Origin of the sequence: Sphingomonas sp. BK069, assembly GCF_014193405.1 — a bacterium.
Taxonomy (GTDB): domain Bacteria; phylum Pseudomonadota; class Alphaproteobacteria; order Sphingomonadales; family Sphingomonadaceae; genus Sphingomonas.
The window spans coordinates 39,031-55,653 of sequence record NZ_JACHZH010000002.1 but is presented as its reverse complement, the minus strand read 5'-3'; the positions used below and the strand labels follow the sequence as shown (position 1 = coordinate 55,653).

Below are 16,623 nucleotides of genomic sequence, written 5' to 3'. Positions count from 1 at the left end.
ATGGGTGCGGCAGATGGCGTGGCTCAATGCCACGCCTAAGCCGCCGGCCGGGTCGAAGCGCGCCGCGGAAGATCGGCAGGTAAGCCGGCTCTCGCGCATCGACCAAATGAAGAAGGACAAGGTGCCGATCCGGATGCCGCCGAACCCGGCACCGCATATCACCGGCTGGCTGATCGCCATGGGGATCGTCCAGCCGACCGGCATGAGCATCGCAGCCCTTGGCTGGGCGGAGATCAACGGCTGGCAGCAGTCGATGGGGATCCGCCTCGCGCCGTGGGAAGCGAACCTGCTCCGCAACCTGTCCTCCGCCTACGTGACCGAGACGCGCCGCGCCGAGAGTGAGCATTGCTCCGCACCTTGGCAGGTGAAGGCCACACAGAGCGAGATCGACGCTGAAGTGGCTCGGCTTGAGCTGCTGCTGGGGGGAGGCGACGACGATGGATGACGGCTCCACCGGCCTCGGCGTCGGTTTCGATATCGACTTCGGCAACAGCTTCGGCGGGCTGAAGACGCTCGACGACCTGATCGGCGCCACGGCTGCCAACGCGGTGCGCGAGTTCCAGCGCATCCAGGGCGCGGTGATGAGTGGCACCGATCTGAAGCGCGCGGCGGACGAGTTCCGCGCGCTCGGGCGCGAGACGCGCAGCGCGGCGCAGGACTTCGCCCGCGTCGAGCGCGAGGTCGAGGGACTGACGCGCGGGCTGGAGCGGCAGAATGCCACCTTCGGCATGTCCCGCCAAGAGATCCAGGCGACGAAGGTCGCCGCCGCGGCGCTGAAGGCCGAGCAGCTCGGCATGACGGAGGCGGCGGGTCGGCTGCGTGCCGAGGAAGCGCTGCTCAACGACCAGCGCGCCAAGGCGGCGGCGGCGAGTGCGGCAGAGGCTCAGGCCACGCGCGAGGCTGCGCAGGCCTTCCACCTGTTCGAGGCGGCGGCGCGCAAGGGCGCCGAGGCGATGCGTGAAGCCGCAGCGGCCGAGAAGGCGCTGGAGACCGAGCGCCAGGCGCAGGAGCTGCGCTCGGCTGCGCTCGCGTTCCAGCTGTTCGAGGCGCGAGCCCGGGACGGCGCGCGCGCGCTGCGCGAGGCAGAAGCCGCCGCGCGTGCGCTGGCGATGGAGAAGACCGCCCAGGAGGCGCGCAGCGCTGCGCTTGGCTTCGCCATGTTCGAGGCGCGCGCACGTGAGATGGCGCAGGCGGCCCGGGAGGCGGCGGCGGCCGAGGCGACGATCGCGCGCGAGGCGGCCACCGTGCGCGCGGCGCTCGACCCGATGTTCGCCGCTCAGCGCCGCTTCGACGACGAGATGGAGCGCGCCGATCGGCTGCTCGCCGCCGGCGCGCTGAGCCAGCGCGAATATGCCGCGGAGACGACCCGCGCGCGCGAGGCGCTGGCGGCGCACGCCCGGCAGGTTGCTGGCACTGGCGACGTCATCGCCTCCGGCTCCAAGCGCTTCGCCGATGGGGTCAACGAGATCGAGAAGTCGGTCCGGCGGCAGGGCTTCGCCGTGCAGCAGGTCGCGATCCAGTCGCCCGATATCATCCAGGGACTGCTCACCGGCCAGAAGCCGATGACCGTGCTGATCCAGCAGGGCGGCCAGCTCGTGCAGATCGCCATGATGGCGCAGGGCGGCATCCGCGGCTTCGCGGCCGAGATCGGCATGTTCGCGCTGCGCTTCGCGCCGCTGATCGGCTTGATCGGCGCCGCCACGGCCGGCTTCGCGCTCTTCAACCGCTGGATCAATCAGGGCGTCACGAACGACCAGCTGACCCGCGACCTCGGCAAGATCACCGGCGGCGCGAACGCGACGAAGGCCGAGCTCTTCAAGCTGAAGGACGAGACGATCACTTGGGCGGACACGTCCAAGGCGCTGTTCGAGACGGTCGGCAAGGATATGGCCGAGGCGTTCGTCGGCGATATGAAGCAGATGGGTAAGGACGTGAAGGAGATCCTCGATGATCTTACGTCCTACGGTAAGACCGCGCTCGCTGGGCTCTACGCCGGCGTCGCCGGCACGAAAGCCTATCTCGGCGAGGTCGAGAAGGGCGGCGTCATCGGCCTCGGCAAGATGGCGATCGGGCAGGGCGACCCGAAGCTGCTCGAGAAGACCTACGGCGCCGCATACGACGCTGCGGACGCGTACCTTACGAAGCTCGGCACCCGAGTCCGCAAGGCTGCCGTCGAGAACGCTCGCGACCGGCTCGCCGACAAGATCGGCTACAATGCGCCGAAGCCGCCGAAGGTCGACCGTCACGCCGAGCAGTTGGCGCGCCAGGCAGAGGCGGAAGAGGCGCAGATCGCCGGCCAATACAAGATCGCTGCCGCCTACCGCGTGTCGGGCGGGCAGGCGATCCTCGCTGAGGCGCAGGTGAAGGCCGAAACGAGCGCCATCCTGAAGCGCGGCGACGCCGAGGAGTTCGTGTCGCGCCAGATCCGCCTCGCGGTCGCGCAGCGGATCTCCGATGCCTCGCGCACCGCCGCCGGGATGCGCGAGCAGGCCGCCGCGCAGCGCGCCGTAAATGACGACGTGGCAAACGGCGTCATCCCGGCCGAGCGCGCCGCAGAGCTGCTGAAGGATCGCATCGCCGACCTGCCCTTGCTCAACGCGCTGGAGGCCGCCCGCACAATCAAGGGGCAGGAGGGCACCAAGGCAGTCGAAGAAGCGAAGAAGGCCATGGAGGACGCGCGCCAGGCGCGCGACGACCTCACCGACGCGGAGCGCCGCGCCTCGCTGCTGGCGGCGCAGGGCGGCGCCGATGACCGCTTGGCGCAGCTCCAGGAAGAGATCCGCTTGATCGGCGCCACCGACGTCGCCCGCGCTCGTTCGCTGGCGATCCTCACGGCGACGCAGGAGGCCGCGCGCCGTCAGTGGACCGGTTCGGAGGCGGCGACCTACATCGAGACGCAGGCGAAGATCGCTGAGGGCGAGGTCCAGCGCCAGGTGCTTACCGACGCGCTCAACGGCAGCCTGACGCACCAGTCCGAGCTGCTCGACGCGATCGCCACCAATGTGTCGAACGCCGCTCGCGGCATGGCCGATGCGTTTGGCGACACGGGGCGCGCAATCGGCGACACGGCCGCGATCTTCACGCAGTTTCGGGCCGAGCAGCAGCGCCTCACCGAGGTCTATCGTCAGCAGGTCCGCCTCTACAGTCAGCTGCCGGAAGGCGAGGCCAAGACCGCAGCGCTGCGCCGTACCAACGCTCAGTATGAGGTGCGCGCCGCGACCGCACAAATCGGCCTCTTCGGCGACATGACCTCTGCGGCGAAGGGCTTCTTCAACGAGAAGAGCCGCGGCTATGCGGCGCTCCAGGCGGCAGAGAAGGTCTACCGAGCCTTCGAGTTTGCCATGTCGGTGCGCGCGATGGTGCAGGACGTCTCTGAGACGATCTCGTCGGTGGCGAACAGCGGCGCGCGCGCGGCGGCGAACGGCGCCGAGGGCGTCTCGGCGCAGTCGAAACTGCCATTCCCGTTCAATCTGGCCGCGATGGCAGCCACCGCGGCTGCGCTGGTGGCCGCAGGCGTGACGATCTTCGCCGGCCGCAGCGGCGGGAGCAGCGCGCCGGTGACGAACACCGGCACCGGCACTGTCCTGGGTGACCCGACTGCCAAGTCGGAGAGCCTGAAGCGCTCGATCGACAACCTGGCGGGCATTGAGTCGGCGACGAGCATCTACACGCGCGAAATGCTGGCTACTCTGCGCTCGATCGAAGGCGCGATCGGCGGCGTTGCGGCTCAGATCGTCCGCGCTGGCGACGTGAACGCCTCCGCAGGCGTCACGGAGGGCTTCCAGAAGAACCTGATCGGCTCGGTGCTGAGCAAGATCCCGCTGATCGGCGGCATTCTGGGCGGATTGTTCGGCAGCAAGACCGAAGTGACGGGCTCTGGCCTGTTCGCGAAGGGTCAGACGCTCGATAGCATCCTAAACCGAGGCTTCGACGCGCAGTATTACAGCGATATCAAAAAGACTAGCTCATTCCTCGGCATCAAGACCGGGTCGAAGACGTCGACGCAATACTCTGCGGCGAGCGGAGAGCTTGAGGGGCAATTTACCCTCATTCTGCGGCAGTTCAACGACGCGATCGCGTCCGCGGCGGGTCCGCTGGGGCAGTCGACGGACGAGATCCAGCGTCGCCTCAACGGCTTCGTCGTGAACCTCGGCAAAGTGGACCTGAAGGGGCTCACCGGCGAGCAGATCGAGGAGAAGTTGAACGCTATCTTCGGCGCAGCGGCCGACAACATGGCCGCGGCGGCGTTCCCAGGCCTCTCGCGCTTCCAGAAGGCCGGCGAGGGCGCGTTCGAGACGCTCACCCGCGTCGCGTCGACCGTCGAGGCGGTCACCATGGCGCTCGACCTGCTCGGCGGCAGCAGCCGCAACCTTGGGATCGACGTAAAGGTCGCCCTGGCCGACCAATTCGAGAGCGTCAGCGCCTTCTCGAGCGCCGTCGAGGCATATGCCGACGCCTATTACACGGCGGAGGAGAAGCAGGCGGCGCAGGCGGCTCAGATGAACCGCGTCTTCGCCAGCCTGGGGCTGACGGTGCCCGGATCGCTCGCTGCGTTCCGCCAGCTGGTCGAGGCGCAGGATTTGACGACCGCTGCGGGCCGCTCGACCTACGCCGCGCTCCTCAACCTGGCGCCCGCGTTCGCCGACCTGCAAAAGGCCATGGAAGGCGCCAAGTCGGCGGCCGACGTGCTGGCCGAGCGGCAGGATCTGGAGCGGCAGCTGCTCGAGCTGCGCGGCGACACCGCCGCGCTGCGCGCGCTCGACCTCGCCAAGCTCGACGCCAGCAACCGCGCGCTCCAGCAGGAGATCTGGGCGATCCAGGACGCGCAGGAGGCCGCCAAGGCGGCGGAGCAGCTGCGCGAGGCGTGGAAGTCGGTCGGCGACAGCATCATGGACGAGGTCAAGCGCATCCGCGGGCTGTCGCAGGCGGATACCGCCGGCGGGTTCGCGGCGATCATGAGCGACTTCAACGTCGCCACGGCGGCGGCGCGTGGAGGCGATCAGGACGCTGCCAAGTCGCTGCCGGGCCTGTCCCAGGCGCTGCTCTCGGCCGCGGCCGATGCTGCGACCAGCCGGCAGGAGCTCGACCGCATCCAGGCGGAGACCGCGGCGTCGCTCGAGGCGACCTATGCGGCGATCAGCCTGTTCGCGGCGACGGCCGGCGGACCGGGCACGCGGGTTGCCGACCAGCTCAGCGCCTCCAGCGCCGCCAGCGAGGCGGCGAGCGCGTCGCAGATGCCGGAGGAGACGATGGCGGATGCGCTCGATCGACTGCTCGAGGAAATGACCGCGATGCGCGGCGAGAACGCCAGTCGTCTGTCGGACGTGGTCGGCGGAGTGCGGAAGATCGCGACCAAGCTCGATGACGTCACGTCGGAGAGCGGCGGCAACGCGATCAGCACGATCGCGAGCGCCGCGTGAAGGTCAAGCTCGACAATGGGTCGGTGATCGACCTCGGCGCGACCGAGACGACGCCGACGATCAGCATCACCGATTACAGCCGGCGCGTGACCGACGACTTCGGCGTCACGACGGTGGTGCGGCGCAACTTCTCGCGTAAGCTGTCGGTCCGCATGTGGCTGTCGACCAGCGCGGTCGATGCGACCCGCCGTCAGCTTGAGGATCTGCGCGCCACCCCGGTCAGCTGGATCGCCGCCGACGCTCTGGCGTGGCTCCAGGTCCGCGGCTTCTACCGCGAGTTCGAGTTCGACCTAGCGTCGGAGAACGTCAGCTTCTGCACCCTCTCGTTTGAGGGGCTGGCGGAGAGCGAGACGGTTGCGGACGCCGGTGGCGATCCGGCGATCGCGGGCCGCACGTCCGCTCTTCGCCTGCTCCAGCCGCTCGACGTGACCGACAGCGTGCTGGCGTCGAGCAGCGTCGCGGAGAACGATGCGGCGAGCTGGGGCGCCGGCACCACGTACGCGAAGGGCGCGCGCGTCACCCGCGCGCACCGGATCTACGAGAGCCTCGTAGCCGGCAATGTCGGCAAGGAGCCGAGCGCTTCGCCGGCCGCATGGCTCGACACCGGGCCGACGAACCGCTGGGCGATGTTCGATCAGGCGCTCGGGACCGCGACCCGCTCTGGCGGCTCGATCACTGTCGCCTTGAACGCCGGCGGAGCGCGCGCGATCGCGCTGCTCGACGTGGTGGCTACCTCGGTGCGGGTGCAGGCGACCGGTTACGATCGCACGCTCGCCCCGACCGCGGGCTCGACGCTGTTCCTCGACCTGCCGGCCAATGCCGGCACGATCACCGTCACCGCCACCGCGACCAATCAGGTCGCGATCGGCACGCTGCTGCTCGGCTCCGTGGTCGGGCTAGGCACCACCGAGGCCTCTGCGACCGCCGGCATCACGGATTATAGCCGCAAGGAGGCGGACGACTTCGGCGCGATCAACGTCGTGCCGCGCGCCTTCGCCAAGCGGATGAGCGTGCGATCGCTGATCCGCACCGACGCGGTCGACCAGGTCGCCAACCGGATCGCCTCCGTGCGCGCGCGGCCGTGCCTCTGGATCGCTGACGGCACGCTCGACAGCGTCACCATCTACGGCTTCTTCAAGGACTTTTCGATCGAGGTTGGCGCCGACACGAGCAAGCTGTCGCTGACGGTGGAAGGGCTGAGCAAGGCGCAGCCGCTGCCGAAGCCGCCGCCTGAGGGGCCGAACGTCGTCGCGCAGGGCTCGGTCGACGCCGTCAACTGGCACGATGGCCTTCAGACCGGCGACGTCTACATGCGCCTGTCGACCGACTATGGCGCGACCTTCGGCACGCCGGTTCGGATCGCAGGCGAGGACGCGATGCCGGGCGAGGACGGCAGCTATCAGCAGCAGGTCTTCAAGCGCTCGCCGACTCGGCCGGCGACGCCAACGGGCGGCGGCGTCCCGGCTGGCTGGTCCGATGGCGTGCCGGATGGCACCGACCTGATCTGGTTGAGCGTCGCTTACCAGCGCAACGGCATCCTGCTCGGGCCATGGTCGCTGCCGGCGCAGATCAAGGGCGATCCGGGCGCTGACACCGAGGTCTACAGCCTCGTCGCAGCTGGCGCCAACTTCGGCCAGCCGCCGAACCTCGGCCTTCTGGGCGCCAAGGGGCAGACCTTCATCGACCCGGATTACTATGCGGATCCGAACCACACCGGGCGAGCAGCGCGCAGCTATACGGTGTGCTGGCGGGATAGCCCGACCGTGTGGCACTCGCGTCACTTCGACCTGTATGACGGCTCGCTCAACTATGCCGGCAATCCCACTCCCCCGGGCAGCGGGATCCAGGGCTTTTACGATTGCATCAATGCCATCCCGCTCGGGAAGGTGGTGGCGATCTACACCTGGGACGAGCCGAGCACGAACCACCTGCACCCGCTCGTCAACAGCGCGCTCAGCATGGTCGGTGCGCAGATGGACGTGGTGAGCAAGGCTTGGGCGGTGCGCTCTGCCTTCGTCCACGTCGGCGTGAAGGGCTGGCTCGCCGGCCGCGGCATCTCGATCCAGAGCGACAGCGGCATCGTCCAGACGGTGTTCTCGGTGGTTAACGGCATCCCCTCGGCGGGCAAGGCCGGCACGGACGGCCTGCCCGGCGAGGACGGCAAGGACGGCAAGACCTGGTATCCTTACTTCGCCTATGCCGACAGCCCGGACGGCACGGTCAACTTCACGACCACCGAACCCGGCACGCGCACCTATGTCGGCACCGCGACGGGCACTGCGGTGAACGAGCCGACGATCCCGAGCCTCTACACCTGGTCGCGCTACGTCGGGCCGCCGTTCGGCATGGACACGCGGGGCACGGCCTCGGTGGCCGGTCGGACGATCCGCAAGGCCGCGAACGCGCCGGACAATTGGGGCGACGCTGACGCCTACTCGACCAATGGTTACACCGGCGGCGCGATCGCCACCGCGCGCGCGGACCTCGGCAATGCCACCATGATGTTCGGGTTGAACAGCGATCCGCGCACCGACTCCAGTTACAGCAGTCTCGACTTTGCTTGGTATCTCCGCTCTGACAATCGCGCCTGCATCTACGAGGACGGGCAGTCGCGACCGACGCCCGGCATCGAGACTGTCTTTGTCGACGGTTATGGCGCGGGCAAGTTCGACGTCCGGTATAACGGCCGCTTTGTCGAGTACGTCTATAACGACGCCGTGTATCGTCGCGTCGACGTTGGGCTGAACCGCACATTCTACTTCGACTGCGCACTCGCCTCGCCCGGCGCTGCCCTGTATGATGTGGACTTCGCCTCTTACTCGTCAAACTTACCGAGCATCAGCCTCCAGGCGACCTTCAACACGCAACGGTACGACGCGAACAATGCGCCGGTGAACGTCGACATGACGTTCCAGGCGACCCGCTTCAACTCGCCGACCGACCCCTTCTTCAGCGTGATCGGCAGCGACGGCTCGACTCAGCTCGGCTGGGGCACGGCAGCGCAGCACGTCGCCAACTATCCCAACCTGTTCGCCTCGAACGGTCCGGACAACTTCGTGATGAAGGCCAGCGGCTCTTGGAGCGCCGCGGTCTGCAATGCGATGATCGATCGCGGCGCGGCACCTTCCTACACCGTCCAGGCGGCGACGAGCCTGTCGGGCGGCGTCGTCGCGACCACTTCGGTGACCAAGGTGAAGGACGGCGCGAACGGAGTGGGGACGCCTGGCGCGAACGCGCTCAACCTGACGGCGTCGGTCAGCAGCCTGACCTTCCTGGCCGATTACGACGGCACGCTGAAGTCGGGCCAGCTCGCTCAGGTCATCGTGCTCACCTACACGGAAGGCCCGAACAACGTCTCGACCTCTGTCGATTGGACGATCCCGGAGTTTTCCGGTTGCTCCGGACAGATGACCTCGTCGGGGCTAGTGACCTTCAATAGCGTCTCGGCATCCGGCTACTTCCGAGTGTCGGGCACCTACAAGGGGCAGACCTTCACCATCAAGGTCCCGATCGTGCTGGTGAAGGACACGCCGCCGGCAAACAGCGATCAGCATGGCTCGGCGTACGTCGGCAAGACGGTCAGCTCAAGTACCTACCCGGGTCAGCCCGACAGCTCGCTGATCGTGACAGTGGTCTCCAACCAGGTACGGTGCACCTACGATCTGACATATAGCGCCGGCGGTCAGGGCAACGTCTACGTCGAAGCTATGATCGGCTTCCGCCGAGCTGGCACGAACGATGGGTGGACCACCTTCCCAGCTAAGCAGGGATCGCAGGCTCGCCTCAACAACAACAATCCTGCCGAACCAATCGACGAGCAGGGTAACGTCAACAGCGTTCACATCGGCACCGTGTCGCCTGGGCGGTGGGAGGTTGGCGTGTTCACCCGCCGCTTCCAGGGCGCGCAGACGGCGGTCCTGACCGGCCGCATCCTCGGGGACAGCAACTGATGGTGCAGGCTTGGACAATCACGTCGCTCGACGGCGTGACTGTACTCGCTACGGCATTTCACACGCCGAGCGAGGGTAGTCACCCGAAGGATAATGGCTGGGCTTGGGATGCCGCGACGCAGAAGGCGTGGCGGATCGAGCGCATGCCAGACGTCACCCGCGAGCGGTGGACCGGCACCGTCTGGGAACCGGATCTCGACGCCCTGCGCGCGCTGCGGTGGACTGAGGTCAAGCTGGCACGGGATGGCGCCGAGATCGGGGGCTGTGACACTCCGCTTGGCCGCATCGACACGACCGAGGCGAGCCAGGTCAAGATCGCCGGAGCGGTCCAGATGGCGATGCTCGCCCAAGTGGCCGGTCAGCCGTTCTCGATCGGCTGGACGATGCAGGACAACACCACCGTCGATCACGACGATGCGGCGATGATCGGAATGGGTCTAGCGGTCGGTGAGCATGTCCTCGCCTGCCACGAGGTCAGCCGCGCCAAGCGCGCGCAGCTCGAAGCGGCGATGGATGCCGCGGCGATCGCGGCGGTCGATCCCGCCAGCGGATGGCCTGCCTGAGTTCAACAAGGAGAACGAATATGAAGACGATCATGTTGGCGGCCGTGCTGGCCGCCGCAGCGATGCTGGCTGCCTGCGACGAAGACGCGAGCTCCCCCAGCCCGAACGCGACCGCGACGATTTACGTCGAGGCCGCGCCCTACGACGACGGCACGGCGAAGTAAGCCCGTGATGATCGCGCACGCCCTCGTGGTGGCGGCTGCGCAGGCGGCCGACGCGGCGAACAGCCTGTCGGCCGCCGTCGTCGAGCGCGTGCCCTCGCCGGCACCGCCTTCCTTCAACAACAATCCGAGCCTGTTCTTCTGGAATATCTTCCTGATGACGGTCGGCACGTTCCTCGGCGCGATGATGGTCGGGCGCCAGGCCATGCGCGTCTGGCAGCAACGCTTCTATGACCATCCCAAGGATCCGGTCAGCCTCTATCGCATCGTGACGCTGCTCGCCGGCGGCGCGCTGACGCTACGCTGCGGCGCCGAGGCCTTGAGCCTTTGGGGCTGGAACCCGAGCGATCCGACAATCACCGCCCGCGCTCTGATGGCGAAGCGGATCATAGACCCTGTCTCCCTCATGCTTGGGTTCGCGTGGATGAGCATCGTACTCCTGGGTGAGCCGGGTATTGAGCACCAGCTGCGCAAGGCGCCGCTGCCGGTTGATATGTGGTCGCGATGGCCGGTGCTCGCGCGCGCCGCTCTGGTCGTCGTCCTGTGCTTTGCCGCGGCGCTCGTTGCCGTAGTCTTTCGGTGATGCGCGCGGCCGCGGCAGGAGCGGCCGCTGCAACGCTCCCGGTCACCGCCAATGCCGTCACCTGGGATTTTCTAGGCTATGCCTACCATCCCGGCCCGGTGCTGGTCTCCGTCCTCGCGGTCGCGATCACCCGCGCGATCGTGTTCCTCCAGACCACCGGCCGCCGGCAGGTGATCCTCGACGTGCTGATCTCGATGCTCTGCGCGCTCGTCTCGGCGCTGTGGACGCAGGCGCATAGCCTCGACCTCCTCCAGGCCGGTGTTACGGGCATCGGCATCGCTGCGATCGGCATCGGCATCATCGGCATCGCGAAGGGGCAGGTCGGGGCGGCCTTCCGCACCGGCATGCAGGCCATGCTGATCGCGCTCGCCGGCGGCGATGCCGGGGCGATGAACCGCTCGATCACCAAGCTCGATCAGGTGCCCGGCACCGACGACGACACCACGGCGGGCTGACCGCCACCATCGGAGAGACCTGACATGGCAACCGAACCGGCGTGGCTCGCAGCCGCGCGGGCGAAGCTCGGCACGCGTGAAGCGCCGGGCGCCGCCAACTCGCCGACCATCATGGGCTGGGCGAAGCGCCTCGGCACGAAGGTGCTCGGCATGGTCTACAACGCCGACAGCGTGCCCTGGTGTGGGCTGTTCGTGGCGACCTGCATGCAGGAGGCCGGCATCACGCCGGCGCCGATCGCGGTGCGCGCCAAAGCGTGGGCGACCTGGGGGCGACCGCTGAAGGTCGGCGAGCTGGCGCCGGGCGCGGTGCTCGTGTTCGAGCGGCCAGGTGGCGGGCACGTCGGCTTCTACGACGGCGAGCGCTCCGATGCGTACCGCGTGCTCGGCGGCAATCAGGGCGACGCGGTCACGCTCACCTGGATCGAGAAGTCGCGCTGCGTCGCGCGGCGCTGGCCGGTCGGGCGCACGCTCACCGGCAAGCCGGTGCAGCTCGCGTCCAACGGCGAGCCGGTGTCGCGGAATGAGGCGTGACCAAAGCGCTCCTGCTCCTGCTGCGCCGCTTCTGGCCGGCGATCCCCATCGGGCTGCTCGCTGCCGCGCTGCTCCTTACCCGTGGTCAACTCACCGACGCGCGCCACGATCTCGCGCTCGAGCGGAGCCATCAGGAGACCGCGGACGAGCGCGCGAAGCGCGAGCGGGCCGAGCTCGAGGTGAGCTTCCTGACGAGGCAGGCGAAAGCGACCTCTGACTTCGCCGACCGTCTCGCCGCGCGCGAGCCGCTGATCGTCCACTCCACCAACACCGTGAGGGAATATGCGCAGACTGCTGCTGGCCGGGCTCTGTGCCTCGGCGCTGACCGGGTGCGCGGCATCGACGCGCTTGACGCCAGCCTCACCGGCACGGCTCCCGGACCCGCCCCCGGCAGCGAGGGAGCCGTGCTCATCGACTCCGATCCCGCGCCAGCCGGACGGTAGCGCCACCGCTGCCGACACCGAGAGCGGGATCCGCTCAGGTCGCTTCGACCTGAAGCGCTGCGACGACAAGCGGCAGCTGCTGCTCGACGCGTGGCCCCGCAACCCGATCACCGACCACTAACACAGGGGAACGCGCATGGTGGCCACCACCGCAGCGGGCACAGCGCTCGCGATCTCAGCCGGAACACTCGCCTCGTTCGACGCCGCGGGCTTCGCTGCGCTGACCTACACCGAGGTGGGCGGGGTCGATAAGATCGGCTCCATCGGCCCGACATTCGGCAAGGCGGAGTTCCAGCCCCTGAAAGGGCCGAAGGACAAGCTGAAGTCGACGCCGGACTATGGCTCGCTGGCGCCATCCATGGCGTACGACGAGAGCGATGCCGGTCAGGCGCTGCTGCGGACAGCCGCCGACGATCAGACGCAGCGCCTTTATCCGGTGCGGGTCAGCTTCCCCAACGGATCGATCCGATACCTGCGCGCCCGCGTGTTCGCCGCGACTGAGAATGTCGACGGTGCTGACTCGGTCCTCATGACCAACGCTGTCGTCGAGATCTGCTCCAAGCCGATCCGCGTCGCTGCCGGCGGCGGCACCAGCCCGTCGATCCCAGCCAACGCCATGACCCTCAACGGCGACTTCCTCACCCTGGGCGGCGACGTCCTCACACTCGGAGCTTGAACGACATGGCTTATAAGGACATCGCATCGCTCTCGGCGGCCGATAAGGCGGCTCTGGTCACGGCGCTGGTCGGCGCCGGTCTTGTCGGCGGGCTCAGCAGCGCCGCTGGCATCGAAACTCTGTCAGCACTGAAGCGGACCTTCGACTCGGCGGCGCGAAGCGGACCGCGCATTCTGGCTCCTCACCCAACCGCGGCGGTCGCGGTGGGATCCGCGACGGATACCACTCTCGGTCCGGTGATCAACGGCGCCGCGAGCAACGTGCTCAACTCCAATTTCGTCGACCGCTTCAACTTCTACGGCTGCAAGGGGCCGGTCGCGGTCGGCGGCAACTTCGTCGCCGGTCCGGTCGGTCGGATCCCGGCCCCGTACACCGGGACCTCGGGCTTCTCGACGATCGCCAGCACGTCAAACGGCAACGTCACGCAGCAGGATTTTCAGTGGACCTGGAGCGTCGAGACGCACGTCGAGGGCGGCACGATCGAGTTCCAGACGTGGGGCGCATCGTTCCGCTGGGCGTTCGTCCTGGTCGACGATCGCTATGTTGGCGACTTCACCACCGGCTTCGCGCCGGCGAGCGGCAGCAATCAGGCGGTCTACCTGAAGGTGACGGGCATCCCGGACGGGGCTCGCGTCCGGCTGGTGCTCAGCGGCGAGTCGGCGGCCGCCAACATGGCGTATCTTCTCTCGGCGCGCGTCGCTCCGCTCGGCAGCTTCTGGAAGCCGGCACCGGGCGCGCTGAAGATGGCCGTCCAGGGCGACAGCTTCTCGATCGGCTTCGGCCCTCAGTCGGCCTCGATCACCCAGAACGTCTCGGCTCGCGCGGTCGCGCCGTTCCCGATCGTCATGGCCGACTATCTGGGTATCAAGGACGTGCGTCAGATGGGCCTGGGCAGCACCGGCCTGGTCGCGAATGCGAATGGTGCCGCGGGCAACGCGCGCGAGCTGATCGCCATGTGGAAGGATCAGGCGCCGTTCGACCTGATCGTCGACACGCACGGGTTCAATGACCGCAACGAGCCGGCGACGAACGGCGACGTGGCCTACCAGGACGTCGTGCTCGACAACCTCGCCAAGCTGCGCGCCTTCCACGCTGGCCCGATCGTCGTCCTCGGGTCGCAGATCGGCGCTCGCGGCGCGACCGATGCGAACACGCTTCGCGTCGAAGAGGCGAAGCGCGTCGCTGTCCAGCGTGCCGCGGACAAGCTGATCGCCTTCGCGCCCGTCGCAAAGGCGGTGCCGCCCTATACGGATGGTAGCGGCCGGGAAGGGGCCACGACCGGCGCCGGCAACTCGGACGTGGCGATCGGCACGGACGGCACGCACCCGAACCTGCGCGGCGCGCGGCTGCTCGGCATGCGCGCGGCCAAGTCCGTCCGCGACGCGGTCAACGCAATGCTTGCTGCCTGATCAGCCGCCCCGTCCACCCTCCCTGCGCCCCGCCTCACTCCAGTGAGCGCGGGGCGCTTCTCTATGTGAGGCACGCCCATGACCCTCGTAGGCATCTGCCCGACGAACGACGTCGGCGACATCAAGCGGCAGTCGAGCTTCCTCGGCCGCACGCCCGACCTATTCAATCTGTTCTTCGACCAGCGGAAGGGCATGCTGCCCGGGTCCTGGCAGTGGCAGGTCGGGCGCAACATCGAGTTCTACCAGGCGGGCGCACCGCGGCTGCTCTGGTCCGTGCCGTGCCCGGGTCCGGGCCAGCTCGAGGCAATCATCCAGGGTTTGCACGACGGGCTCTACAGCGCGATCGCGGCGGCGATCGGCACCGCGGCGCGCCGGCATGGTGACTCGCGGGCTCGGGTTCGGCTTTTCTGGGAGCAGAATTTCGAGTGGCAGGAGAACGCCGCGCGCACGAAGGATGGCAAGTGGAGCCCGACGCTTCACGTCCAGGCATTCGAGCACGTCGCCGCGATCTTCAAGCGAGTGCTCGGCAAGGACCGCAAGGGCGGTGACTATGCCTATATCATCTGGTGCCCGAACGTCGGCGTCTACGGCTGCGATCCGGCGTCGATGGTGCCCGGCCGCGGCTTCTTCCACTGCGTCGCGCAGGACTTCTACCTTCAGCGCGCTTTCGACGGCCCGGGCTTCTTCGGCTATTTCCGCGACCGCCCGAGCGGGCTGGCGTGGGGCCGCGAGCTCGCGACGCGCCTCGGCAAGGATTACGGCTGGTCCGAGTGGGGCATGGACGACGATCGGTTCCTGCCGGACCTCCACGCCGCGGCCGACTGGATCGGAAAGAACAACCTGCATCACCACTGCTGGTGGGACCGCAACGACGGCCCGATCGGCGCCGCCATCACGAACGGGAACCGCGCGAAGATCGGCGCGGCCTTCAAGGAGGCCTTCGCATGATCCGCTCGCTCCTCGCCGCGGCGTTCGCGCTGCTGGCCGCCTCGCCCGCCTACGCCGCGGACACCTGCGCCACCCCCGCCGACGCCAAGGTCGCGACCAGCACGGACACGGCGGCGCTTAACAAGGGCGTGGCGTGCCGCACCGCGCGCATCAAGGGCCGGCAGGACACGATCATCGGGTTGCAGGCGGCCAACAAGGTCGACGCCGAGCAGGTCGCCGCGCGCGTCGCCAGGCTGGCGGCACTGGCCGCTCCGCCGAAGTCTCCGCTCACGCCTAAGCCGCCGGTGGTCACGTCGCCGCCCGCGCCGCCCGCTCCGACGCCTACCCCGAGCGCCAGCCAGGGCAACGCCACGCAGCCGATCCCCGGCGGCACCGTCGCGGTCGGCCTGCCGTCGATCGCCAGCAACTTTCCGACCGCGGGTCTGCTCGAGCCGGCCTACCAGACGGGCGTGCTGGGCGCAATCCCGCCGAGCGGCGTGCCCGATGTCGTCGGAGCCTTCCGCTTCATCTGCACCGCAGGGCAGATCGCGCGTGACGATCCGATCGTCTTTCCGGGTCAGCCCGGCCAAAGCCACCTGCACCAGTTCTTCGGCAACACCGGGGCCAACGCCTTCTCGACCTTCAACACGCTGCGGACGAGCGGCGACAGCACCTGCACGAACCGGCTTAACCGATCCGCCTATTGGGTGCCGGCGATGCTTAACGGCAAGGGCGGCGTCGTGCGACCGGACTTCGTGTCGATCTATTACAAGCGCCGCCCAGCGGCCGACCCTGAGTGCCAGCGCATGGGGAAGGCCTGCGTCGCGCTGCCCCGAGGCCTTCGCTTCGTCTTCGGCTACGACATGGTCAGCGGCAAGGCGCCGACCGGGCACGGCTACTTCAACTGCCAGGGCAACGGCGCGAAGGAGGGGCACTACGCCGACATCGTCGAGGCGGCCTCGCACTGCCAGATCGGTTCGCAGCTGGGGCTGATCATCAACGCGCCCAATTGCTGGAACGGCAAGGATCTCGACAGCCCGAACCACCGCGACCACGTCGCCTATTCGGAGTGGACCAACTTCCCGACCGGCACCTGGGAGGCCTGCCCGGCGACCCATCCCTACGTGATCCCGACCTTCACGCTCGGCGGCTGGTACACGGTCGACGCCGATCTCGACCGCAGCGGCACCTGGGATGCCAAGCGGCCGACGTGGAGCCTGTCGAGCGACGACATGAGCGCGATGGGCCACGGCATGATGCGGCCGGGCAGCACGCTGCATGCCGACTGGTGGGGCGCGTGGGACGACGACACCATGGCGCGCTGGACCGCCAACTGCATCGATAAGCTGCTCAACTGCAACGGCGGCAACCTCGGCGATGGCTGGCAGATGAAGCAGGAGGGGCCGCCTCTCACCTACAAGGCCGAGCCGCGCGTCGTGCCGGTGCCAACGATCTGAGGTTCACCCGCGGCGCCAAGGACAGGATGCAGAGCCGGCGCCGCGGGC

At 68.3% G+C, this 16,623-nt stretch carries 13 protein-coding genes; all 13 read left to right on the top strand.

What is annotated here, in order from left to right:
* Positions 1 to 13 precede the first annotated feature (13 nt).
* Entirely contained in the window at positions 14 to 445 is a 432-nt protein-coding gene (locus tag FHY02_RS08780; RefSeq protein WP_260172818.1) for a hypothetical protein, read from the top strand.
* Positions 438 to 5,420, top strand: a complete 4,983-nt coding sequence (locus tag FHY02_RS08775) for a phage tail length tape measure family protein (protein ID WP_183921565.1) — start codon at positions 438 to 440, stop codon at positions 5,418 to 5,420. The genes FHY02_RS08780 and FHY02_RS08775 overlap by 8 nt, the downstream gene beginning before the upstream one ends.
* Complete coding sequence (locus tag FHY02_RS08770; RefSeq protein ID WP_183921564.1) at positions 5,417 to 9,370, top strand: hypothetical protein; 3,954 nt, start codon at positions 5,417 to 5,419, stop codon at positions 9,368 to 9,370. Before FHY02_RS08775 ends, FHY02_RS08770 begins: the two co-directional genes overlap by 4 nt.
* Positions 9,370 to 9,933: a DUF4376 domain-containing protein gene (locus FHY02_RS08765; protein ID WP_183921563.1), complete on the top strand. Its 564-nt coding sequence runs from the start codon at positions 9,370 to 9,372 to the stop codon at positions 9,931 to 9,933. The genes FHY02_RS08770 and FHY02_RS08765 overlap by 1 nt, the downstream gene beginning before the upstream one ends.
* Positions 9,934 to 9,953: 20 nt before the next feature.
* Positions 9,954 to 10,097, top strand: a complete 144-nt coding sequence (locus FHY02_RS08760) for a hypothetical protein (RefSeq protein WP_183921562.1) — start codon at positions 9,954 to 9,956, stop codon at positions 10,095 to 10,097.
* Between the two features lie 7 nt (positions 10,098 to 10,104).
* A complete protein-coding gene (locus FHY02_RS08755; protein ID WP_183921561.1) occupies positions 10,105 to 10,677 on the top strand; it encodes a hypothetical protein in 573 nt (190 codons plus the stop codon).
* Positions 10,677 to 11,132: a hypothetical protein gene (locus FHY02_RS08750; protein WP_183921560.1), complete on the top strand. Its 456-nt coding sequence runs from the start codon at positions 10,677 to 10,679 to the stop codon at positions 11,130 to 11,132. Before FHY02_RS08755 ends, FHY02_RS08750 begins: the two co-directional genes overlap by 1 nt.
* Positions 11,133 to 11,156: 24 nt before the next feature.
* Positions 11,157 to 11,663 carry a TIGR02594 family protein gene (locus FHY02_RS08745; protein WP_183921559.1) on the top strand — a complete coding sequence of 169 codons (507 nt, stop codon included), beginning with the start codon at positions 11,157 to 11,159 and terminating at the stop codon, positions 11,661 to 11,663.
* Positions 11,660 to 12,106, top strand: a complete 447-nt coding sequence (locus FHY02_RS08740; protein ID WP_183921558.1) for a hypothetical protein — start codon at positions 11,660 to 11,662, stop codon at positions 12,104 to 12,106. The genes FHY02_RS08745 and FHY02_RS08740 overlap by 4 nt, the downstream gene beginning before the upstream one ends.
* Positions 12,107 to 12,242: 136 nt before the next feature.
* A complete protein-coding gene (locus tag FHY02_RS08735) occupies positions 12,243 to 12,782 on the top strand; it encodes a hypothetical protein (protein WP_183921557.1) in 540 nt (179 codons plus the stop codon).
* Positions 12,783 to 12,787: 5 nt separating this feature from the next.
* Positions 12,788 to 14,191, top strand: a complete 1,404-nt coding sequence (locus FHY02_RS08730) for a hypothetical protein (RefSeq protein ID WP_183921556.1) — start codon at positions 12,788 to 12,790, stop codon at positions 14,189 to 14,191.
* Between the two features lie 78 nt (positions 14,192 to 14,269).
* Entirely contained in the window at positions 14,270 to 15,139 is an 870-nt protein-coding gene (locus FHY02_RS08725; protein WP_183921555.1) for a hypothetical protein, read from the top strand.
* A complete protein-coding gene (locus FHY02_RS08720) occupies positions 15,136 to 16,575 on the top strand; it encodes a DUF1996 domain-containing protein (RefSeq protein WP_183921554.1) in 1,440 nt (479 codons plus the stop codon). Before FHY02_RS08725 ends, FHY02_RS08720 begins: the two co-directional genes overlap by 4 nt.
* Positions 16,576 to 16,623 lie beyond the last annotated feature (48 nt).